Source organism: Enterococcus sp. BWR-S5, from assembly GCF_016745255.1.
Lineage (GTDB): Bacteria > Bacillota > Bacilli > Lactobacillales > Enterococcaceae > Enterococcus_L.
Genome location: NZ_JADOEQ010000016.1, coordinates 51,997 through 75,816, shown reverse-complemented (window position 1 = coordinate 75,816; position 23,820 = coordinate 51,997). Strand labels below are relative to the sequence as shown.

General features: G+C 42.3%; 19 protein-coding genes. 18 read left to right on the top strand and 1 reads right to left on the bottom strand.

Translation table 11 applies throughout. The features are described 5' to 3' along the window. Positions 1 to 4 precede the first annotated feature (4 nt). Genes IW510_RS16940 through IW510_RS16925 form a run of 4 tightly spaced genes read left to right on the top strand, consistent with a single transcriptional unit; the run spans position 5 to position 5,740 of the window. Positions 5 to 688, top strand: coding sequence for a WxL domain-containing protein (locus IW510_RS16940; RefSeq protein WP_202061671.1), 684 nt, complete (start codon positions 5 to 7; stop codon positions 686 to 688). Positions 689 to 707: 19 nt separating this feature from the next. Then, positions 708 to 1,811 carry a DUF916 and DUF3324 domain-containing protein gene (locus IW510_RS16935; protein ID WP_202061669.1) on the top strand — a complete coding sequence of 368 codons (1,104 nt, stop codon included), beginning with the start codon at positions 708 to 710 and terminating at the stop codon, positions 1,809 to 1,811. A gap of 60 nt (positions 1,812 to 1,871) precedes the next feature. Continuing rightward, a complete protein-coding gene (locus IW510_RS16930; protein ID WP_202061667.1) occupies positions 1,872 to 2,219 on the top strand; it encodes a hypothetical protein in 348 nt (115 codons plus the stop codon). After that, positions 2,216 to 5,740: a WxL domain-containing protein gene (locus IW510_RS16925; protein ID WP_202061665.1), complete on the top strand. Its 3,525-nt coding sequence runs from the start codon at positions 2,216 to 2,218 to the stop codon at positions 5,738 to 5,740. The genes IW510_RS16930 and IW510_RS16925 overlap by 4 nt, the downstream gene beginning before the upstream one ends. A 260-nt stretch (positions 5,741 to 6,000) precedes the next feature. On the opposite strand, the gene rpmB is transcribed toward IW510_RS16925, so the two are convergent. Next, the gene (gene rpmB / locus IW510_RS16920) at positions 6,001 to 6,189 is read right to left on the bottom strand and encodes a 50S ribosomal protein L28 (protein ID WP_010761898.1); all 189 of its coding nucleotides are present in this window, start codon (positions 6,187 to 6,189) and stop codon (positions 6,001 to 6,003) included. A gap of 300 nt (positions 6,190 to 6,489) precedes the next feature. Between rpmB and IW510_RS16915 the strand changes: the two genes are divergently transcribed. From IW510_RS16915 to ftsY, 14 genes are all read left to right on the top strand, one after another. Further along, positions 6,490 to 6,765: a DUF3130 family protein gene (locus IW510_RS16915; RefSeq protein WP_202061663.1), complete on the top strand. Its 276-nt coding sequence runs from the start codon at positions 6,490 to 6,492 to the stop codon at positions 6,763 to 6,765. Continuing rightward, complete coding sequence (locus IW510_RS16910) at positions 6,755 to 7,117, top strand: hypothetical protein (protein WP_202061661.1); 363 nt, start codon at positions 6,755 to 6,757, stop codon at positions 7,115 to 7,117. Before IW510_RS16915 ends, IW510_RS16910 begins: the two co-directional genes overlap by 11 nt. Continuing rightward, positions 7,104 to 8,558: a pre-toxin TG domain-containing protein gene (locus IW510_RS16905; protein WP_202061659.1), complete on the top strand. Its 1,455-nt coding sequence runs from the start codon at positions 7,104 to 7,106 to the stop codon at positions 8,556 to 8,558. Before IW510_RS16910 ends, IW510_RS16905 begins: the two co-directional genes overlap by 14 nt. Before the next feature lie 15 nt (positions 8,559 to 8,573). Next, entirely contained in the window at positions 8,574 to 8,999 is a 426-nt protein-coding gene (locus tag IW510_RS16900) for a hypothetical protein (protein ID WP_202061658.1), read from the top strand. Positions 9,000 to 9,330: 331 nt separating this feature from the next. After that, the gene (locus tag IW510_RS16895; RefSeq protein ID WP_202061657.1) at positions 9,331 to 9,660 is read left to right on the top strand and encodes a hypothetical protein; all 330 of its coding nucleotides are present in this window, start codon (positions 9,331 to 9,333) and stop codon (positions 9,658 to 9,660) included. Between the two features lie 239 nt (positions 9,661 to 9,899). Then, positions 9,900 to 10,262: an Asp23/Gls24 family envelope stress response protein gene (locus IW510_RS16890; protein ID WP_086348579.1), complete on the top strand. Its 363-nt coding sequence runs from the start codon at positions 9,900 to 9,902 to the stop codon at positions 10,260 to 10,262. A gap of 70 nt (positions 10,263 to 10,332) precedes the next feature. Further along, positions 10,333 to 12,009, top strand: a complete 1,677-nt coding sequence (locus tag IW510_RS16885; protein WP_202061655.1) for a DAK2 domain-containing protein — start codon at positions 10,333 to 10,335, stop codon at positions 12,007 to 12,009. Between the two features lie 193 nt (positions 12,010 to 12,202). Continuing rightward, positions 12,203 to 14,239 carry an ATP-dependent DNA helicase RecG gene (recG, locus tag IW510_RS16880; RefSeq protein ID WP_202061654.1) on the top strand — a complete coding sequence of 679 codons (2,037 nt, stop codon included), beginning with the start codon at positions 12,203 to 12,205 and terminating at the stop codon, positions 14,237 to 14,239. A gap of 210 nt (positions 14,240 to 14,449) precedes the next feature. After that, a complete protein-coding gene (gene plsX, locus IW510_RS16875; protein WP_202061653.1) occupies positions 14,450 to 15,445 on the top strand; it encodes a phosphate acyltransferase PlsX in 996 nt (331 codons plus the stop codon). Between the two features lie 274 nt (positions 15,446 to 15,719). Then, positions 15,720 to 15,959, top strand: a complete 240-nt coding sequence (gene acpP, locus IW510_RS16870) for an acyl carrier protein (protein WP_086348583.1) — start codon at positions 15,720 to 15,722, stop codon at positions 15,957 to 15,959. A gap of 562 nt (positions 15,960 to 16,521) precedes the next feature. Then, on the top strand, positions 16,522 to 17,220 hold the full coding sequence (gene rnc / locus IW510_RS16865; RefSeq protein ID WP_202061652.1) for a ribonuclease III: 699 nt from the start codon (positions 16,522 to 16,524) through the stop codon (positions 17,218 to 17,220). Positions 17,221 to 18,045: 825 nt separating this feature from the next. Continuing rightward, entirely contained in the window at positions 18,046 to 21,624 is a 3,579-nt protein-coding gene (gene smc, locus IW510_RS16860) for a chromosome segregation protein SMC (RefSeq protein WP_202061651.1), read from the top strand. An 18-nt stretch (positions 21,625 to 21,642) separates the two neighbouring features. Further along, a complete protein-coding gene (locus IW510_RS16855; RefSeq protein WP_202061650.1) occupies positions 21,643 to 22,470 on the top strand; it encodes a Cof-type HAD-IIB family hydrolase in 828 nt (275 codons plus the stop codon). Then, on the top strand, positions 22,470 to 23,696 hold the full coding sequence (gene ftsY, locus IW510_RS16850) for a signal recognition particle-docking protein FtsY (protein WP_202061649.1): 1,227 nt from the start codon (positions 22,470 to 22,472) through the stop codon (positions 23,694 to 23,696). The genes IW510_RS16855 and ftsY overlap by 1 nt, the downstream gene beginning before the upstream one ends. Positions 23,697 to 23,820: the final 124 nt, after the last annotated feature.

The following is a 23,820-nucleotide window of genomic DNA, read 5'->3' as shown; positions in this document are numbered from 1 at the left end:
TGAAATGAGAAAACTCATTATCAGCTGTCTGTCGCTTGCTTCATTGAGTGTGACCTGTCTGCTGCCGCTTCAAGCGGCAGCGGTGGATCGGACAAACAGCGACATTTCATTTACAGAGGATCGAGACCCGACAGCGCCGAAAGACCCAGCAGACCCGTCTAAGACCGGACCGGTCGGAGATACAGATAATCAGGCAACCGGGAGCGAGGGACCGCTATCACTGGATGTTGTACCAACAGTCTTTGATTTTGGTCAAGCGAAAGTAGCCGTAAAGGAACAGACTTATTCTGCAGAGGCAACAACGAATGTTCAGTACCTGCAAGTCACAGATAAGCGAACAGATAGGAATGGTTGGACTTTGACTGCTGAGCGTAATGAGTTTCATACTCAAGGGAACACCCTCGTTTTGACGGGGTCAACCTTAATATTTCCAGCAGGAACGGTTAAGAACGAGCTGACACAAGGCGGGACGCCCAATGGCTTGGTGACGACTGCTGTTGAAATGGTTGCGGATACTTCGTATACGATGTTTTCCACAGCAAGTAATGGTGCAACTATCGGAAAGCTGACCTCCACCAAGTATTGGGCAGGAGCAGACGTTCAGTTGAAGGTTCCTGCAATGACAGCGAAGGTGGGCGATTATACAGCAACAATCAATTGGACGCTTGCTGCAACAACAACAAGATAAATAGGGGCAGTGATTGAAAATGAAGAAAAAAACAGTGCTTTTTATGCTTATGCTATGCTTGACTGCAGCAGCAACTTTTATAGGTGTCAAGGGATACACAGAAGAGTCCGGCCAGCAGGAAATTGCTTATAGTGTTCAAAAAATCAGCCCGGAGGGGGAGGTTGATTCATCAAGCCCCTTTTATGATTTAGCGGTCAAGCCGGGAGATACACGAACGATAGAAGCGCGGATTATCAACACATCATCTGAGACAATCAGCGTAAAATCAGAACTTTTTGCAGCTTATACAAACGACAACGGGGAAATATCCTATACCTCTCAAGCAGAAGAATATGATCGTTCGCTGAAGTATAAATTTAATGAGCTTGCAGAGATTCAAGCTTCTGATATTAAGACGGAAATTCCGGCGAATGGCGAAAAAATCATCAAAGCAATGATTGAAGTGCCGGAGACCGCTGAAGACGGAGTGATTTTAGGCTCATGGTATTTTGAAAAGGAAGGGCAGGAGCAAGAACAGGAGGAAGGCAGCGGCATTCAGATTAACAATAAGTACAGCTATGCGTTAGCCGTTAAGCTGACGGTTAATCAGGAGATAGCTGAGCCGAATCTGAATCTGACAGGAATAACCAAAGGGCTGAACAACTACAAGAAAGCCTATTTTGCTCAGCTGCAAAATGATCGCCCTGCCATTCTGTCAGAGCTGACTGTCGAGGCGCAGGTTTTTAAAAAGGGCAGCTATGAGGTGCTCTATGAGAATACCAGTGAAGGCTTAATTATGGCACCCAATTCTCAGTTTGCTTTTCCTGTCTTCTTAGGTCAAGAGGCTATGAAAGCCGGTGATTATACAATGAAGCTCAAGGTACTAACCGAGGATTCCAAATGGGACACTCAGACTTGGGAATGGACCGAGGACTTCACTGTAACAGCCGATGAAGCGCGGAAGCATAATGAGGAAGCAATCAATGATCCGGAGGCGGAAGCAGATAACTTATGGCTGCTGATTCTGGGAGGTGCTGTATTATTCATTTTGGTTTTACTGCTTATTTATATCTTGATGAAGCGGAAGATGCTTAGGCAGGAACAGAAGAAAAGGAAGAAAAAATCAAAAAAACGTAAGAAATAATCTTAAAAACCATTGATTTTTAAGATACAGCATAAGAATACAAGTAGGAGGGTATCGCTTATGAAACACAGTATCAGGTTTCTTCTCCTTCTATCTATGGTCTGTATCAGCTTTTTCATTCCAAATAATAAAGTAATTACTGAAGCGAGTACGGGAAGCCGAAGTGCCATTACCTTTGACGGTTGGGGAGATGTGCCAAAGCCTTCTCCCGGTGAAGAAGGACCTCAAGGCAGCGGAACGGTTGTACCATCAGATGAGAAGCCTTCAGGTAGTTTTCTGAAAGCCGGCGAGATAATAAATACGAGTCTGAGTATCATCGGGCTGCTAAATGTTCTTTCTGCCGTTTTTCTTTTCTTGGCTATTCGAAGCTATCGGAAGTCAGCAAAAGTAGGAGGTGAAGCTGAATGAGAAATCGAATGAAACAGCTTTTTATAGCGATTTTGAGTTTTTTACTGCTACTGTCACTACAGCCTTTTCAGATACTCTCAGCAGAGGCTCAAGAAGCTTCTGTTGGATTTGAGCTGAAGACCGCAGAGGGGAGCAGTGATACGACGGTAGGAAATGATCGCTTGGTTTGGTTGACGCTTTCAGATTTGCCTTCCGAAAAACAAGAAGAAAATCAGGCGGAGTACACGTTAGACTTGCCGGATTATGTTTCTTTTACTCGCTTTGATGAAGAGCAGTCAACTGGGAAAGTTGATTATGATGCAGAAAAAAGACAGGTAGTTTTCACTTTTGATAAGGGTGAAATACGCGCAGTTTTTCAATTGAGGATTGCTGCTGAACAGTCTTCAGATATTTTTCTGAGTGCAAAAAAAATACAGCATGGTACAGTGTTCTTCTCTACAGCCGTTCGATTGACCAGCCCTCAAATTCCTCAAGGGCAACCAACAGAAAGTGTAGATAAAGATAAACCCTTGGGAACGGAAGAGGAAGCGCAGGCTGTTGTGGAGGACGCAGCCGAAACAAGCTTTGCAGAAGCAACAGATACGGAAACAGATATTTCACAGCTCGCACCTGCAAGTGTAGCGGATGTCAGCAGCTGGGAAGAGTTGATTCTGGCGTTGGCAGATACCTCTGTGACGACAATTAGCGTTACACAAAGCTTTGCTGTACCGGATGATCCGACCCCCAGCTCGTTTTCGGGGATTGCAACAGGGAGTAACACGAACACAAGCGGCGGTGCGCTTTTCGTAAATTTCATTGCGCCGAGTACCTCTCGAGCTGTTGTGATTGAGGGGAACGGCCATACCATCGATTTTGGTGCTATCACGCTTCGATTTTATGATGCTTCTGTCAATTCAGCCAGTCATTGGGATTTGACCTGGGATAACCTGACGATGTATCACGGCAACTGGTATGGCTTCATGACCTACGAATGGTTGACGACTACTAATGAAACAAACTCTATACTGACCTATAAGGATTTGACAGACATTGGCAATCAAATGCTGCATTCAGCCTATGGCCAGGTGTTTATGGAGGGCAATGTAGTTACCCGTCAGGAATCTCCTTACACTAGCGCTTTTCGAACAAATTGGGCAATCAATAATGTCAATCAGTGTAACTTGAGTATCAGCAATTTGACATTACGTCCACAGGCATCCTTTACGGGGACAACACTGAATTCCGGAAATGTTTACCTCGAAAATAATGGTTCACTGGTACTTGAGAAAGGAGCCGTTATGACTCTGAATGCTCCGGCAAGTGCAACCAGTGGTGAAGCATATGGTGATATCCTGTATATTGCTTCGGGAAATGTAGAGCTCAAGGAGAATGCGGTTTTAAATTTGAATACGCCAGCCGGAAGACCGAATGAAATCAGTCTGAATCTCACTTCAAATGCCTCTAAAGTTGAGATTGGCGATCATGCCCAGCTGAATATCCGTTCCGAAGGGCATACAGGCGCAGCCGCTATTGTTTATCTTAATGGTGCTGAGCTGAGTGTGAATCCCGGAGGTGTTTTAGATATTCAATGTACAGGGATGGGTGCTTCTACCTCTTCGGTTATTTATGGGTATGGAGTTTCTACCTTTGTTGTGCATAAAAAAGGGACTTTTAATGTGGTAAGTGACAGCAGCAGTTTATCAAATTACCTTGTTCATTTTACTGACCAACGCTCGGTTTTCCAGTTTGAAGATGCGGAAATGGTCAATTTACAACGGACCGGTCAGATTGCGTCAGGAACAGGCAATGGGCTGATTTATATGGCGGGTACTGCCGGTCTGCTGGATATTGATGTACAGACAGTTAAAATGTGGACAAGGGATAATTTGAGTGAGGTGCCTACAGAAAGCTGGACACCGATATTTGGGTTGAAAATCAAGTATAGTACCGTTACACCAACAATTAGCGAGGTTTCCTCACTAACACAAGCTGCCGTAACAGACTTTAAAGCAAAATTTACAACTCAGGATGTTCAACGTATTCTTTTCGAATACATTCCAGATGTCGAGTTAGCCTTGGATTCTGTTGCAACGGACGACCAAGCGGCTGCCGGTTCCAGAACAGTCAGCGGGACAGCGAGTCCGAATGCAGTTATTCGACTATCTGATACACCTTATCTTTCAACAGAGAATCCGGCAATTGATCCGGCATTGAACCAAGAGCCCAGTCCGGTAACCAATCCAGATGAAACGGATCCTGATTTGACCGCAAATTTTACAACAAAAGCGGATGGTAACGGTGATTTCAGCTTTACTCTACCTGCAGGGAAGTATTTTACGGCAGCGAGTAAATTAAAGGCATACGCCTTTCTGAATGGGAAGGATGCTGCGGTAGAACAAACCGTTGCTGACGAAACAGCACCAAACGGTACAGGAACTCTTGTCCACGCAGTTGTCAATGAGGGTCGTCCTGCAGCGAACCTATATGTATCCAATCCTCAAGACAGCAATCCGGCAAACACCGGGTTCACCTATGAATACCGGAATCCTGATGTAGTTGATGGGTACATGGGAGCTGTTGGAGAATATTCTGTTGTTATACTTCTTAAAGATGATGCGCAGAATGTTCGAGAAATTACGGCGAGCCTAAAGGTTCATGGGGCAAGTGAAGCCATTTCAGGAGCAGATATTGCATTGTACACTTCAGAAATTGAGCACCTTACTGAAACTCGTTTGAAGAATTATGTGATACTGGTCAGTGAACCTAAAGCGCAACGACTTGCCCAAGGAAAATTAGTTGATTTGACCGATGAGATAATTGTTGCTGATTTGGGTGGATTGACGCCTAGTGCAACAAACGGCATTTATCCGGTAAAGCTGCAGGTACCTAAATCTGCTGTTCCGGAGCTCACGCAGGATCTTGAGGTGATTATTTCTGTGAGAATTGTCGATGAAGGTCCAACTGAGCCTGTTGATCCGGAAAATCCAAAAGAAGGAAGCCAACCACCAAATGGGGCGGAAAATAATGGAACTGGAAATACAGGACTGTTACGACTGGATTATATTCCGGAGGTTTTCAGCTTTGGCACAGCTAAAGCGGCAGTTCAGGATCAAGTATATCAGGCAAAAAAGCCGAAAAATGCAGACGATGAAGAGTTGGATAAACAATGGGTTCAGGTCTCTGATGACCGAATGACCGCAGATGGCTGGTCATTGAACGCAAAAATGACGACGGAATTTTCTTCAGGCAGCTCGACATTGACAGGTGGATATATCCTGTTACCGGAAGGGAAAATGTATAACACTCATACAGGAGCGGCACCCGTAGCAGATGGCAGCTTAAAGACAGGGGCCATCGAGCTTACGACGACAGAGAAAGTTGTTTTTGCTGCTCAGAATGATTCAGCTGCCGGCAAGCTAATCTCAACAAAGGTTTGGGATGCAGAAGCGGTAAGTCTTAAGGTTAACGGAGGAACAGCCAAGCCGAATCAGGTATATAAAACTACCATTAATTGGACGGTTACCAATACACCGGCTTCTTGATAACTGGTTTATACAGTAGGCAGTACGCTTTTGCTAGAGATAGAAAAGCAAGCTGTCTGCTGTATAAGCTTTTTTTGCTTTACCTTGAAGAAGGTTGGATGGTGGGAGAAAGGAACAGCTGTGTTTCGAGGAGCAGAGTAAAACGGAAGCTTTAGAAGTATGATTATTTTTGAAAAAGGAAGTCAGCTATTGGCTCCAACTTCATTTTCATACAAAAAAACCTGTTTCCTATAAGGAAACAGGTTTTGAATTATTGTCTATTAAACACGCTCAATCTTACCAGATTTCAAAGCACGAGTTGACACCCAAACTTTTTTAGGTTTACCATCTATTAAAACACGAACTTTTTGTAGATTAGGTTTAACAGTACGTTTTGTTGCGTTCATAGCGTGAGAACGATTGTTTCCGCTGCTAGTTTTACGACCAGTAAAGTAACATACTTTTGCCATTGTTTATTTCCTCCTTTGCTTTGATCTTGGAGCGATAGTCTTCTGCTCATACCAGATTAATTTATCATATTTGCCCGTGTTTGGCAAGAAATTTTTGAATGTACATAGAAATTTGTTCAATAGATAAGAACACAGAGACAAAGGCAAAATAGCTCAGGGATTTTAGATACAAGCTTTCATCTTATCAGGAATTAACGTAAAAATTTATTTTTTATTTGATATATTGAAAAATTATACAATGTTTTTGCTTAGATATAACTGATAAAATGTTAGTAAAAGGTTGTTTTTAGGAGGTTATTCATGAGTGAAACAAAAAACAATGCGCAACAAGCGATTACATTCGCCAGCGGGTTAACTGTTCCGACAATGTCGCCGTATTCTAATAGCGGAACAAGTATTTCAGTATCTGATGGTATAGCGATAGGAGACATCAACACGATTCTGGCTCAAACCGGAGAGTTGATGGCGACATTTGAAGCGAGCTTGAAGGCAGATGCTAAAAATATTCTTTCAGCCAGTGACGCTTACGAAAAGGCGGATCAAATGGCAAAGCAGGTGATTGAGAATGGGAGATAACAAGAGCTCTCTTTATTCCAAGGCACTTCAAGAGTTGGAAGAGGAACGTGACCAGCTGCAGAAAAAGAAGATTTTTTGGGAGGAAGCCAAAGAACAATGGGCATATCTTCAACGAGAAGAACAATCGTTATTGGAGGAAGTTGCCTATCTCAGCCAAGGAACCGTTTCAGCTAATCATGCCCAAGGACAGTTGACAACTTTCGATGACGAAGCACGAGACATCCAGCGACAGTTCGTGGCAATAGACGATACCTTTGAAGCAAAGGAGAAAGGCTTTGGTACGACAGAAGAAGAGCTGACAGATGCTTATTATAACGCCAAGAAACAGGAGGCGGCAGATGACGAAATTTAGTTATTCCGAAGTGCAAGGGGCTCATACCTCCTCGCAAAGTGCGAGGCTAACCTGTTTAAGCAATTTTTCGACAGTAGAAGGAACAATCAATGAGTTTAAGAGCTCGGCGGAATTGACAGGTCCGGGATGGACTTCTGTGAAGGAGGCGATGTCGCCCTACACGGTTGTTTCCAAAGCCCTGCACAACTATCATTCTGACTTTGGCGAGGCCTATATCCTGTTTTTGAACAGCTTTGAGGCAGAAGTTGGTGAGACCTCTAAAGTATTGGACACCGACGAACTGATTGAGTTGGAGAGTAAAATCAGCCGATTGCAACAGGAGAAGCAAGATTTACTTTTAAAAATCGCAGGAAATATTGTTTTTGAAATTGTCGGTGGTTATGGTGTATCATTTAAGGACTATCAAATCAATAAAGAGCAGAAAAAAGTAGACCTGTTGGAGAAGTATCAGACATTTGAAGAAGCGCATGCAGCTGATTTTTCTGAAGTCGTTGCTGTTGGGGAACAAATTGCTTCTGCAATGGATGATTTAGGAAAATCAAGACAGTTCAATGCACAAACAGGCATGTATACACTAGATGACTGTACAGAAAAAGAATGGTACAAGAAATTAAGTGAGTATAATGACTCCTGCCCGGCACAGAGAGTCGAGATTGTGTTAGAGAATCCGGAAGCAGCGAAGCATGGCGTGATGTTATATAAGGTGTATATCGACGGGAAGTATAGTAAAGTCGCTTCCGAAAATCTAATGTACGCTACGTCCTTGGAAGGAACGAAGGCGCTGGGCATTTCTACCCTTCATATGGGCGGGGAAATATACAATGTCTACGATGTCTATCGCCTATTCACTGGAAAAGACCCTGTCACAGGGGATAAGGCCAGTCGTTTGGAAGCCGGACTATGGACGATGCTATTTTTATTACCGATATCAAAATTGGCGGATGGGGTTCAAAGTCTACGCGCAGGAGATAAGCTGTTAAAAGGGGCAAGCCTGACCGCTGATGACCTATATATCTTAAGCAAAGCTGGCTATTTTGATGATGTGGCGAGGATTGAGAAGGCTAGTGGGGGTGGAACTGAAAAACAAGTAAACGATTTTGCAACAGAAATATTTCTACCAGATGAATATTATAAAAATAATTACACGCCTATGAGTGGACCACCTAACAGTAAAGTGGAATTTGAAAGACTTGGTTCAAGTGGAGAAATAGAAAAATCTATTATATTTTATGATTATAGAGGAAAGCAAGTACAAAGAATAGACTTTTCACATCATGGGAATAAGACCCATCATACTGATCCACATATTCATGAGTATATCTGGTCTAATAGAGGTAGAGATTATATTGAGTATAAATATTTCTTGGATAGTGATGGGGTATTAAGGCAAGGGAAAATTGATCAAGGAACAAATAGTATTACATTTGATTTTGATAAGTAAGTTAGGAGGAAAAAAATGTTTGAATATATTGGAAATAGTGATGTGATTTTAGATGAAATAGGTTCAGATAATCCATTTCATTTTAGTGATATTATGAAAATAGAATATAATATCGAGGAAAATATTTTTAATGAAAAACGTTCAGTATTACTTTTAGATTTAAAAACTAAATTTTCAAAAAAGCCTCAAGTGATGTTATCGAAATTTAAGTTTAATAATGTAAGTGAATTATCACTAAAAGAGGTTACTAATATTGATATTTATGACAGATTAATAATAAAAGATATGAAGAATGAACCTATGGATTGGCCAAGCGAAAAAAGATATCATGTTCATGATGACAGTGGTTATGGAGAAAATGATGGATATAATTATATAAACTTTTATTGTGAAAGTATTGAAGCAATTGGGTTAGAAGAGTTTCCTTATGAAGACTTCTAATTTATTTATGGTATAACCTTTTTGAGATAAGCATAACTTAAAAAATAAAAAGGGATTTTATAAAGTCTTGACTAGTAAGCGTCAACTCACTAATCAAGTTGCCAATAACTACCCACATTTATTATCCAGAAATTTAACCGCTACAATAAATATCGACAGGATATCCACCGTAAAAAAAGATTAAAGATGAAATCGACCTGTAAAGTGCTTTCTGCTGCTAACAAGAGGGGATATATCATGAAATATTTAGGAGAAAGTAATTTAGATACTTTTCTACAACTTCTTAAAGAACTTTCTATCAAAATGATTCCTTGTATGGAGGTAAGAAATAATGTCAGTAGGGCTATTTAAATATGATGGCGATATTTACAACGAAAATTCCAAAGTGATATTGAGTGAGAACATCTCTTCTGAATCTTTTTATGAAAAGTTCTGGGAGAAGGCTATAGCAGAATTAGATATTAAGTATATACAAGATGGAGCAGAATTTAACAAAACTAAACTAGATGTTGTTTTAAAGGAATTAGGTTTATTAAAAGAATGGGCTATATCGAATCTTCATGGGGAAGATAAAGAATATATGAGAAGTAGGATAGAAAATTTAGAAAAAGTGATTCCAACTGCATTTACTTCGGAACAAGATATACTGCATATATTTTAGGAAACAAAAGATGCTTAACAATCCGAGGGAGTAGAATTGTTAAGACTTGATTAGTAATGTTTTTAATACATTGTAATTTGAAATAACAAAGAACTGCAAAATACATAGATAAGCATAAGTAAAATTTTTATTTATTTGTCTGGGATCGATGATTTCCTTTCTTTTCATTAATCCTCAGCTATGTTAGAATGTTAAGGAAGAAAATAGGGCAAGTATGCTCTTTAAGGAGGCTTTCATCAATGGCTGTAAAAATCAAAACCTCAGCAGGTACCATTGAGATTACCAATGAAGTTATTGCCACTGTAGTCGGCGGCGCTGCGACGGATATTTATGGAATCGTCGGAATGGCTAGTAAAAATCAAATTAAAGATAATCTGAATGAGATTTTACGTAGAGAGAACTACTCTAAAGGAGTTGTCGTACGCCAAGAAGAAAATGGTGTAGCTGTAGATGTGTATACAATTGTCAGCTACGGTACGAAAATTTCTGAAGTTTCCCGTAATGTACAGGAAAAGGTGATGTACAACCTTGAAACATTATTGGGCGTTACTGCAAACTCTGTCAATGTATTTGTACAGGGTGTTCGTGTGCTGCCTGACTAGAGCAGCCTGCTGTTAGAAAAGGAGCAGGGCTCTGAATGGACTAGCAGTGATCTAAAGGAGGATATCTTAGGTGAATGTAACAGAAATCAGCGCAAGTCAGTTCCAGGAAATGGTACAGGCAGGTGCGTCACGTCTGCACGTAAATGCAGAATATGTCAACTCATTAAATGTTTTCCCTGTGCCGGATGGCGATACAGGAACGAATATGAATCTATCAATGACCAGCGGAGCGAAAGCAGTTGCTGATTCAGCTTCTGAAAAAGTTGGAGAGCTTGCAACAGCTTTATCTAAAGGTCTGTTGATGGGCGCTCGGGGAAATTCCGGCGTTATCTTATCTCAGTTGTTCCGTGGTTTTTCAAAACAGATTCTCGATGTGACAACATTGAATGCGCAGGATTTGGCAGCAGCCTTTACACATGGTGTGGAGACTGCGTATAAAGCGGTAATGAAGCCAGTAGAAGGAACGATTTTAACCGTTTCTCGTGAAGCGGCTCGTACTGGTGAGCGTAAGGCAAAAGAAACCGACGACTGTGTTGAAGTAATGGAGGCAGTGGTCAAGGGTGCTAAGCGTGCGCTTGCTAAAACACCGGATCTATTACCTGTACTGAAAGAAGTCGGCGTTGTTGATAGCGGCGGTCAAGGTCTTCTATTCATTTATGAAGGGTTTTTGGATGTTCTATCTGGTAATTACAATCCAGATGAAGTCTATGAACCATCTCCAGCTGAAATGGATGAAATGGTGAATGCTGAGCATCATCGTAGTGTTCAAGGGCAAATGGCCACTGAAGACATTCATTTTGGTTACTGTACAGAAATTATGGTTCAGATTGGTGAAGGTCCTACAGTAGACAGCAACTTTGACTACGAAACCTTTAGAAACTATCTGGATGGACTGGGCGACTCACTGCTAGTTGTTAATGATGATGAAATCATCAAAGTACACGTGCATACAGAACATCCCGGCGAAGTGATGAATTACGGCCAGAAGTTTGGTTCATTAGTAAAAATAAAAGTTGATAACATGCGTTTACAGCATGAAACGATTCTTGAGCATGACCAGCAAGCTCCTGCACCTGTGAAGAAAGAACGTGTTCCTTATGCAGTTATTGCGATTGCTGCGGGTAAAGGCGTTCAGGAGCTGTTCAGAAGTCTTGGAGCAAGCTATATTATTAGCGGTGGACAGACAATGAACCCAAGTACAGAGGATATCCTAAAAGCAATCAAAGAAGTAAATGCAGATAAGGTCATTATCCTTCCGAATAATAAAAATATCTTTATGGCAGCCGATCAGGCAGCCGAGGTCGCTGACTTACCAGTTGCAGTAGTACCATCGAAGACAATCTCACAAGGGATGACAGCGATGTTGGCCTTCAACGATCAGCAAACACTGGAAGAAAACAAAGACAGCATGACAACTATGTTGGAAAGTGTTGTCAGCGGACAAGTAACAACAGCTGTTCGCGATACAACGATTGATAATGTAGAAATCAAGAAAGATGATTATCTGGGAATGGTTGATGGGAAAATTGTCATTTCAGAACCAGATATGTTCAAAGCTTCTCTGGACACATTGAATCGCATGGTGGATGAAGATACAGAAATCGTGACGATTATCGTCGGCGAAGGCGGGAAAGTAGCAGAAGCAGAAAAACTGGCAGAAGCATTGACTGCGGAGCATGAAGATTTGGAAACAGAAATTCATGAAGGCGATCAGCCTGTCTACCCATATCTATTTTCTGCTGAGTAATAACGTATCTAGCTAAAATAGATTATTCCGTCAATAGAAGTAAGAGTCTGAACAATATTCTGGAAAGGATATTGGTGCAGACTCTTTTCTATAGAAGATACGAATCAGAATAAAGCCGCTGTGCTTAGAAGCAGCTTAAGAAACAGGACGTTTGTTTTATACATAGTAATGAAAAATGAGAGGAGGCACATGAATGAAGCTGACAGACCCTTTGCACGTACTTCCGGGTGTTGGACCGAAGCGTGCAGAAGCATTCAGCGAATTAGGGATACGTACGGTGAAGGATTTACTGACATACTACCCCTTTCGCTATGAAGATATACAAGAAAAAGCCATCGAAGAGATTCAGGATCAGGAGAAGGTCACGCTGAAAGGTACAGTTGTTTCTGAAGCGGTTCTCAGCCGATACGGCTATAAGAAAAGTCGATTGATTTTTCGAATGATGCAGGATCATGCAGTGATTAATGTGTCCTTCTTCAATCAGCCTTACTTAAAGGATAAAATCGTCCTCTCTGAAGAAATCGCGGTGTACGGGAAATGGGATGCGAAAAGAAAGTCACTGAATGGGATGAAGATTCTCGCTGCGAAAAATGAAGGCGAAGAGTTCGCACCAATCTATCACGTAAACAAACGAGTACGCCAAAGCAGTTTGGTACAGCTGATACGAACAGGGTTCGATGAATACGGTCAGTTAGTGGAAGAAAGTCTGCCGTTAGAGCTGATAGAGAAATACCGCCTGATGGATCGACGGGAAGCGATGGTTGCCATGCATTTTCCACGAACGCCTGAGGAGAGTCATCAAGCAAAACGCCGAATGGTCTTTGAAGAGTTCTTGCTGTTTCAGTTGAAGATGCAGGGACTGAAAAGACAGGAAAAGGCTGAAAAAAATGGAATTGCCATTCAATATGACGTGAATAGATTAAAGGCATTTACGAAAAAACTGCCATTTGAACTGACACAGGCGCAAAAAAAAGTAACCAACGAAATTTGTCGTGACTTGATGAATCCTCATCATATGCAGCGTCTGCTGCAGGGAGATGTTGGTAGCGGGAAAACCGTGGTGGCGGCAATTGCTCTATATGCGGTAATGACAGCTGGTTTTCAAGGAGCCTTAATGGTGCCTACGGAGATATTGGCGCAGCAGCATATGGAAAGCTTGCAGCAGCTGTTTGACCCCTTGGAAGTCCGTACGGCGCTGTTAACAGGCTCGACACGGGCGAAAGACCGTCGAGAAATTCTGGCTGAATTGGCCGCTGGTGAAATTGATGTGATTATTGGTACACATGCCTTGATTCAAGAGGATGTAGTGTTTAAAAATCTTGGCTTGGTTATTACCGATGAGCAGCATCGTTTTGGTGTGAACCAACGGAAAATATTGAGGGAAAAAGGACAGAAGCCGGATGTGCTCTTCATGACCGCTACGCCAATTCCACGAACACTGGCAATTACTGCCTATGGTGAAATGGATGTATCGATTATCGATGAAATGCCGGCGGGGCGTATCCCGATAGAAACACGCTGGATTCGACCACCTCAGATTGACACTGTGTTGGAATGGATGACGAAAGAATTGGCAGCGGGTCATCAAGCCTATGTGATTTGTCCGTTGATTGAAGAATCAGAAGCGCTGGATGTAAAGAACGCCACCGAAATTTTTGAACACATGAGTGCCTTTTTTGCGCCGGACTATCAAGTTGGACTGCTTCATGGAAAAATGAAGAATCAGGAAAAAGACGAGATTATGCAGGAGTTCAAAGACAATCAGCTGCAGCTGTTAGTTTCTACAACAGTTATTGAGGTGGGGGTCAATGTACCGAATGCCACGATTATGCTGATTATGGATGCAGATCGTTTTGGTTTAGCTCAGTTGCACCAGCTTCGTGGGCGTGTGGGTCGAGGCTCAGACGCGTCGTATTGTATTTTAGTGGCTAATCCGAAAAATGAGATGGGTATTGAGCGGATGAAGATTATGACGGAAACGAACAATGGCTTTGTCTTGAGCGAAAAAGATTTGGAGCTTCGCGGTCCGGGAGAGGTTTTTGGCGCACGACAATCGGGGTTGCCTGAATTTATCGTCGGAGATATCGTCACAGACTTCAATGTTCTGGAAGTGGCTAGAGAGGAAGCCTTGGTTATTTGGAAGAAAAAAGACTGGTGGCTGTTGCCGGATTATCAAGGACTGGCCGAAGAAGTTCAACCGGAAAATGAAAAGCATCAGTATTTTGATTGATAAAAAATATGCTATACTATTTGTTGTGAAATGTGTAGATAGCTTGAATGAATAACCTGCAATAGCAGGTGAATTTTGTGTCCTGCAAAGGAATAGGTCTGTAGAGAGACTATAGAAAATAGAGAACAGATCCTACACAAGAGAACTGGTTAGTGCTTATAACGATAGGTATGAGACTATCTCTTATATAGGAATTAGGAGGAGTCATTTATGAGAATCGCCGTAGATGCCATGGGCGGAGACAATGCACCAAAAGCAATTGTTGAAGGAGTAATGCTGGCAAAAAAAGATTTTCCGGATATAGAGTTTTTGCTTTATGGAAAAGAAAATGAAATCAGAGAATATGTAACCGATGAAACCAATATTAAAATCATTCATACGGATGAAAAAATTTCGAGTGATGATGAACCGGTGAAAGCCATCCGACGGAAAAAGGACGCATCAATGGTGCTGGCTGCACAAGCAGTAAAATCCGGAGAAGCCGATGCGATTTTTTCAGCTGGAAATACGGGCGCTTTGTTAGCAGCAGGTTTATTTATTGTAGGTCGGATCAAAAATGTCGAACGCCCGGGCTTGATGTCCACGTTGCCTGTAATTGGGCAAAAGGATGGCGGTTTCGATATGCTTGATTTAGGTGCAAACGCAGATAATAAACCGGAACATCTGGTACAGTATGCGGTTTTAGGCTCCTTTTATGCGAACCGTGTTCGTGGTGTGAGTAAACCAAGAGTTGGTTTGTTAAACAACGGAACGGAAGAGACAAAGGGAAGCGAGCTGACAAAGAAAGCCTTTGAGCTTTTAACAGAGAACAAAACAATCAATTTTATCGGAAATATTGAGGCACGTGATTTATTGAATGGTGCAGCGGATGTTGTTGTAACAGATGGTTTTACCGGAAATGCTGTACTGAAATCGATTGAAGGAACAGCATTAAATATGATGTCTCTGCTGAAAACATCTATTCTCGATGAAGGATTGAAAGGGAAAATGGGCGCCATGCTGCTGAAGAATGCTTTGCGAGGAATGAAGTCAGAAATGGATTATTCCAAACATGGTGGTGCAGTATTGTTCGGACTGAAAGCGCCTGTTGTAAAAACACATGGTGCAACTGGTCCTGACGCAGTTCGCTACACAATTCGTCAAATTCGTACCATGCTGATGACAGATGTCGTTTCTCAATTGGTAGAATATTACGAAGGAAACTAACTATGAGGCTGTATCGGTCATCGGTGACAGTACGCAGTGATGCTTAATAGGTTGGCTAAAACACTCGTTTATTACGGGTGATAGCTGTAGTTTCCTGTTTTTGTTTAAAGAAAAAATAGCAAAATTCATTTGGGAAAATGCAAAAGAATTGCAACCGGTCTGTAACAAATTTGAAAAAAAAGTAGACAAACGTCGATTTTCTGAGTAAAATGTACCATAGCGCTTAAGTCTTTCTATGATTAATGTTTTTTTAAAGCAGTGGAGGTGAAGACAGTTGACTCGTGAAGAAGTTTTACAGAAAGTAGCGAATATTATCTCAAATCACTTTGATATTGATGCTGAGAATGTAACTGATCAACTGAATATTAAAGATGACTTAAATGCAGATTCAATCAGTGTGATGGAATTTGTTTTAGAGTTGGAAGATGAATTTGGAACTGAGATTTCTGATGAAGATGCAGAGAAAATTGAAACCGTGGGTGCCGCTGTAGATTATATTGTAAATAACTTATAATTGATAGGACAAGATAGGCGGAACAGCTGTATTTCAACTCTGAACAAGCACGAGGGGGCTTGGAATGAGAAGAGCAGTAGTTGTTTAGCCACTTATTCAGGTTTAAAAATTGAGAAAAGAGGTTGGGGAGACGCCCAGCTTCTTTTTTTGTTTTCCACTAGTGTAAAACAATAGAATAGATTCGCTTCAAGTCAATACCGGCATTCTTTGGTAAGCTTTAGGATAATTTTATCTATGAGTTTCGCTACACTGTTTTTCGATTCTCGATACAAAGCTTCTGGTTCCTACAAGTGTTGATTAGAAGTTGCTCGTTTCCTATATCACTCATGAGCTAGACGACTTGTTTCGCTTTTCTATTGTCTAGCTACACAGACCAGCTTCTTCGACAATAAGATAACTTGTCTTCAATGGTGGAAGGCACCATTGAGTCAAGTTCCTATATTGCTTAGAAGCTACCTGGTCTGTTTTACTTTTCTAATAACATCAGAGGACTACCTTTCAAATTTCCTTCAAAAAAAGTATAATAGAGAAGGTTGCAAATAAATTTAAAGGAATGTGGAGAATGGACAATCAGTTAACAAGTGAACTGAAAGAACGTTACGGCATTGTTTTCCATGATGTCAATTTATTGGAACAAGCTTTTACACATTCATCCTATGTGAATGAGCATCGCTATATGAAACTATCTGATAATGAGCGATTGGAATTTCTTGGAGATGCGGTACTGGAGTTATTGGTTTCTCAGTATCTATACCGTCATTTTCCGGAGTTATCAGAGGGAAAGCTGACAAAAATGCGCGCAGCAATTGTTCGCGAAGACAGCTTATCCAAGTTTGCTAAAGAGTGTCATTTTGACCAATATATTCTTTTGGGCAAAGGGGAAGAAAACTCAAGTGGTCGGGAGCGTCCGGCATTGCTTTGTGATGTATTCGAAGCATTTTTAGGCGCATTGTATCTTGATCAACAGCTAGAGGCTGTTAGAGAGTTTATATCAAAAGTAATATTCCCTAAAATTGATGCAGGTGCTTTTTCACATGAGATGGATCACAAAACGAGGCTGCAGGAGGTTCTGCAGCGACAAGGAGATGTAACAATCGAGTATCGGCTGGTTAAGGAAGAAGGACCGGCCCATGATCGTATTTTCTACATCGAGGTTTTTCTGAATGACAGCTTGATTGGAACCGGACAGGGAAAATCAAAGAAGCTGGCAGAACAGGATGCCGCAGAGCGGGCATTGAAGGAATTCTCGGAAGCGGGATAAAGAATAGTTAAAAGCTGAGTGAAGGAATGGGTTCACTGGATTTTTAGGAGCTGTTTGGATGCGCTCAGCTTTTGTGCGCATTCAGATTTCCTAAGTTACTCAAAGTTTGCTCGAATTCGTTTAGCTTTTATACTTATCTAGCTTCACGAACTAGCTCTCTCAACGATAAGCTGAAATATTCGCATGATAAAGTGCATCATGAGAATATTCCTTCTTATCGCTCGTGAGCTGCCCAGTTCGTTCAGCTTTTATACTTATCTAGCTTCGTGAGTGAGCTCAATCGGTAATAAGTCCAACTGTCCGCATGATAAGGAGCATCATGAGGTCAGTCGTTCTTATTACTCATGAGCTGTTCAAACTCACTCAGCTTTTACATCTATCCAGCTTCACGAACCAACTGACTCGGTAATAAGATAAATTGATTTTTGTGACAAAGAGCGTCACAAAATCAATTTCCTATATTACTCGTCAGCTGCTCGGTTCGTTCAGCTTTTACACTTATCTAGCTTCACGAACTAGCTCTCTCAACGATAAGCTGAAATATTCGCATGATAAAGTGCATCATGAGAATATTCCTTCTTATCGCTCGCGAGCTGCCCAGTTCGTTCAGCTTTTATACTTATCTAGCTTCGAAAGTCAGCTCAGTCGACGATAAGATAAACTGTCTGTAGTATTGAGTAGCGTTGGCAAAGAATTGTGCTTCTACGAGTCTCGACCTGTAGTTCTCGATTCTCGGCGCAAAGCAATACATTTGGACCGCTTTCCCATATCGCTCGTGAGCTAGACGACTTTCTCAGCTTTTATAATCGGAAGGAGTATTTATTCTTGTTTTTAAAACGTATCGAGATCGCAGGGTTTAAATCTTTTGCCGATCGGACAGTAATAGAATTTGAAAATGGCGTGACAGCCGTCGTTGGGCCTAACGGCAGCGGAAAAAGTAATATTACTGAAGCCGTTCGCTGGGTTTTAGGCGAGCAGTCTGCAAAAAGTCTGCGTGGTGGTAAGATGCCGGATATTATTTTTGCCGGCTCAGAAGGGCGCAAGCCTTTGAATATTGCCGAAGTCACTGTGGTGCTGGATAATAAGGATCATTATCTTCCTTTGGATTTTTCGGAAATCAGTGTGACGAGACGGTATCGCAGAACAGGTGAAAGTGATTTTTTCATCAATAAGCAGGCGTGCCGTTTGAAGGACATCCAGGATTTATTTATGGATTCCGGTTTAGGAAAGGAATCTTTTTCGATTATTTCTCAGGGAAAAGTTGAAGCGATTTTCAATAGTAAGCCGGAAGACCGCCGTGGGATTTTTGAAGAAGCTGCGGGTGTTCTTAAGTATAAACAGCGTAAGAAGAAGGCTGAACAAAAATTATTTGAAACAGAAGATAACCTGAATCGTGTTCAGGATATTATTTATGAATTGGAAGATCAGCTGACTCCTCTGGCTGCTCAAAGTGAAGCGGCGAAGGAGTTTTTAGCGCTTAAAAAGAAATTGACAGAAATTGATGTCAGCTTTACGGTCTCTGAAATTGAGCAGACGAAAGCAATCTGGGAAGAAAAAGCGCAGGAGCTGACGGCTGTTGAGGCACAGTTGACAGAGATCAGTCAAAAAATCCATCGTTCAGAGGATCAGCTGCTTCAGTTAAGAAGTCAGAGAAATCGATTGGATGAGCAGTTGGAGCAACAGCAAGCACAGCTGTTGAAGATAACAGAAGCATTGAAGCAGACAGAAGGACAAAAGCAAGTCCTGATTGAGCGTTCCAAGCATACCTTACAGACAACAACGGAATATCAGGAAAGTCTGTCGGAAGCGGCTGAAAAGATTCAAACCTATCGTACAGAGCTTCAAGAGCTAAAGGAAAAAAGAGCGCAGAAGCAGCACGAACAAATTCAGTTATCTAAAGAGATTGAGGCTGCAGAGCTAGAGGTAGAAAAATACAGTAAATCCTCCAAAGAGCTTTTGGAGGAGCTGCGCAGTGAGTATGTCGAAGTGATGCAGGAGCAGGCGAATACTGCTAATGAGCTGAAATATTTGGAGCGCCAGTATCAACAGGAGACAGCGAAAAATCAACAGGCTGTGGAAAAGCATGAGCGTTTAGAAGAACAGTTATCCACAGCGCAACAGGAACAAGAAGAGCTTGAAGCGCAGCTGACAGAATCAGAAGCACAGCTAGAGCAGCAGCGTGAAAACTATACATCTGCGAAACAACGATTGGAAAAGCAGCAGCAGGAGCATGGAACGAAGCAAAAACAGATGTACCAAATGATGAATCAGGTACAGCAGGTTAAAGCGAGACGGAAGAGTCTTCAAGAGATACAGGAGAATTATTCAGGCTTTTACCAAGGGGTTCGTGCCGTTCTTAAGCAAAAGGACCAGCTGAATGGTATCGTTGGTGCAGTAGCAGAATTAATCGACGTTCCTAAAGAATTCACATTAGCTGTGGAAACAGCTTTGGGTGGTGCCGCTCAGCATGTGATTGTGGAAAACGAAGCAGATGGTCGTGCAGCAATCACATTCTTGAAGCAGCAGCATAGTGGTCGTGCAACCTTTTTACCATTAACAACGATTAAGCCGCGACAGTTATCCACAGCTATCAGAGAGAAAGCGAATACGGTAGATGGCTTTGTTGGGATTGCCAGTGAGCTGATTCAATATCCGGAAAAAATTACTTCGGTCATACAGAATATTTTAGGTGTAACTGTACTGGCTCGTGATTTGGCAAGTGCCAACAAGCTGGCTAAGCTGATTAATTATCAATACAGAGTGGTTTCTTTAGATGGAGACGTGATGAATCCCGGTGGTTCAATGACTGGTGGAGCAACACGAAAAGGGAATCAGGGCAGCCTGTTTTCTCAAACACAGGAGCTTCAAACGCTAACGGATCAGCTGGAGCGATTGGAAGCCCAATTATCAGAAAGTGAAAATCAAGTACGACAGCTGACGGATCAGGTCAAGGCTACAACAGAGGAGCTGGAGGAGCTGCGTTCCAAAGGGGAGCAGAGCCGTTTACGTCAACAGGAGCTTGAGAATAAGCGGAATAATAAAGAAGAAGCGGTCAATCGACTAGTGAAGGAAAAACGTTTGTTTGAATTCGAAAGTCGGGAGCTGCATCAGTTTTTAGAGGACTATCAGGAAAAACGTCAGCTATTAGAGCAGCAGCAAAAAGAGCTGATGACAACAAAAGAACGACTGGATCAGGAGATGCAGCAAATTGACCAGGAAGCCAGTCAGATGGAAACCTATAAAGCTGAGGCTCAGGAGCGCTTGAATAAACGACAGGCGGAAATGGCGGTTATTGGTGAGCAGCTGACTCATCTGGAAAGTCAAACTGGTGATAAGCAAAGCCAGCTGGATGAAGTGCTGTTGAAGGAAACCAGCTTGAAGCAGCAGCTGCAGCAGTTGAACGATCATTCCAGCGACCATCAGGTTACAGAAGAGAGTCTGGCGGTTCAATTGGAGCAATTTTCTGTAAAACGAACTGAGCTGGAAGAAGCAATCAGAGAAGGCAAAGAGAAGCGCCAAGGGTTGCAGCAGCAGGTCGACCAATTGGATAACAGCTTGGCAGACGAGCATAAGCAGCAGCAGCAATTGCTGACACAGCAGACACAGCTTGAGGTTGTGAAAAATCGTTCGGAAATCAAGCTAGACAACTCATTGCAGTATTTGCAGGAAGAGTACAATCTGACCTATGAAAAAGCGCGAGCAGATTATCAGCTGACAATTGAGGCTGACACAGCGAAGCTTGAGGTTAAACGTTTGAAACGTGATATCGAGCGATTAGGACCGGTCAATCTAAATGCGATTGAGCAATACGAACAAGTGAATGAACGGCATGAATTTTTGGTTTCTCAGCGAGATGACTTGCTGGAAGCGAAGGATCAGCTATTTGAAACAATGGAAGAAATGGATCAGGAGGTCAAGCTGCGATTTAGCGAAGTGTTTGAAGCGATTCGAGCGCAGTTTAAGGTCGTCTTTCCGAATATGTTTGGTGGTGGACGAGCAGAGTTGGTTCTGACTAACCCTGATGACTTATTGAATACAGGAATCGAGATTGAGGCGCAGCCTCCAGGTAAAAAGCTTCAGAATCTGAGCTTGCTTTCCGGTGGTGAACGAGCATTAACGGCTATTGCGTTACTGTTCTCGATCATTCGTGTTCGCCCTGTGCCGTTTTGTATCTTAGATGAAGTGGAGGCGGCATTGGACGATGCCAACGTTTCTCGATTTGGACACTATCTCAGTGGTTTTGAAGATGACACACAATTTATTGTAGTTACTCACCGTAAGGGAACGATGGAAGCCGCGGATGTGCTGTATGGTGTAACGATGCAGGAGTCCGGTGTTTCGAAGATCGTTTCTGTACGTTTGGATGATGTGAAGGAAGGCGGAGCAATCTCCACCAGCGCATAGAAAACAGGAGGCACAAAGATGATAAAACTGGTTGCAATTGATTTGGATGGTACATTGCTGAATAGTCAGAAGCAAATCAGCGATGAAGATAAACAAACACTGAAGCAGGCCAAACAAAATGGGGTCAAAGTTGTCATTTGTACGGGACGTCCGTTAGCCGCAATCACAGGCTATTTGACGGAACTGGATTTAAATGACCCTGGGGATTACAGTATTACATTCAATGGCGGACTGGTGCAGAAAAATGACACAGGTGAAATTATTGAAAAAGCCTTGATGCCGCTGGAACATATCCACGAGCTTTATGAATTGGCTGTATCACTGAATATTCCCCTAGATATTTTATCGGAAGGAACGGTGCTGCATTTGCCAACCTCCGAGGAGTATCCGTCTATTTATGGACGACTGAATAATTTACTGACCTTTGAACCAACAAAACTAGGCGAAATGAAAGCTGATCGAATCTATAATAAAGCGGTCGTTGCAATTGATGCTGATTATTTGGATGCACAAATTCAAAAGATTCCAGCTGATTTCTATGAGCGTTATGAAGTGATTAAGACCCGCAGCAATCTGTTGGAATTCATGCCAAAAGGAATTACAAAGGCTTATGGTATTTCCCTGTTGGCGAGAGATTTAGACATCAAGCAAGAAGAAGTCATGACGATTGGTGATGAAGAGAACGATTTGCCGATGATTGAGTATGCCGGTATTGGTGTCGCAATGGAAAATGCAGTAGATATGGTAAAAAAAGCTGCGGATGTTATTACAAAAAATAATGACCAGTCCGGTGTGGCTGAGGCAGTAAAAGAATATGTATTGAAACCAATGAAAGGAGCAAACTGATGGGATTTTTTGATCGAATCAAGAAGGCTTTTAAAGCCGATAAACAAGCTGAGCAGGAACAAGATCAGCTACAGGAAGAAGTCCCGACAGAACTATCAGAGGATAGCGGTATAGATAGTGGGGAACAGGAAGTATCTGTTGCGACTCCTGAGATACCGGCGGAAACGTCGGTGTCTGAACCTGAACCGATTGTTGAGTCGGAGCCTGAAATAGAGGCCGAAGCAGAGTCAGTGGTCATTCCAGAGCCTGTAGTTGAAGAGACCGTTCCAATGATGGAGCCGGAAAAAGAGAAGCAAAAGAAATATGAAAAGGGTTTGGAAAAAACCAGAAAGACATTCTCTCAACGTTTTAATGAGCTGATGGCGAATTTCCGCAGTGTCGACGAGGATTTCTTTGAAGAACTGGAAGAAACGCTGATTGGTGCCGATGTTGGCTTTGAAACAGCCATCAAAATTACCGAAGACCTGAGACAGGAAGTTAAGCTGCGTAATGCCAAGAAAACGGCCGAAGTCCAAAATACGATTATTGAAAAAATGGTTGATTTGTATGAGGCCGAAGGTGTCGATGAAAATAATGCATTGAATATCCAACCGAATGGACTGACGGTGATGTTGTTTGTTGGTGTAAACGGAGTTGGAAAAACAACCAGTATTGGAAAACTAGCACATGAGTTCAAAGAAAGCGGCAAGAAGGTCATGTTAGCAGCGGCTGATACGTTCCGTGCCGGTGCCATTGATCAGCTAGTTGTCTGGGGCGAACGTGCCGGTGTAGAGGTTGTCCGCGGCAATGCCGGCGGTGATCCTGCGGCAGTTGTCTTTGATGCGGTGGCTCGTGCTAAAGCCGAAGGAGCAGATATCCTTTTAGTAGATACTGCGGGACGCTTGCAGAATAAAGTAAATCTGATGAATGAGCTTGAGAAGATCAAGCGTGTGATTCAGCGTGAACTCCCTGATGCCCCTCATGAAGTCCTGTTGGTTGTTGATGCAACTACCGGACAAAATGCGATGGCTCAGGCGAAGCAGTTCAAAGAAACAACCGATGTTACTGGTTTGGTGCTGACGAAGCTGGATGGCACAGCCAAAGGCGGAATCGTTCTGGCAATCCGTAACGAGCTGCACTTACCAGTGAAGCTGGTCGGCTTAGGTGAAGGAATCAATGACTTGGAACCATTCGATGCCAACGACTTTGCGGTGGGATTGTTTAAAGGCTTGTTGAGGGAAGAATAAATTGAAAAAGGGAGACTGCAATAAGCAGTTTCTCTTTTTATTTATTAGATAAATAAAGAGAGTAGATTAGTATAATCCTGTCTACTTATATCAGTTAAAAATATAAAAATAGATAGGAGCATGA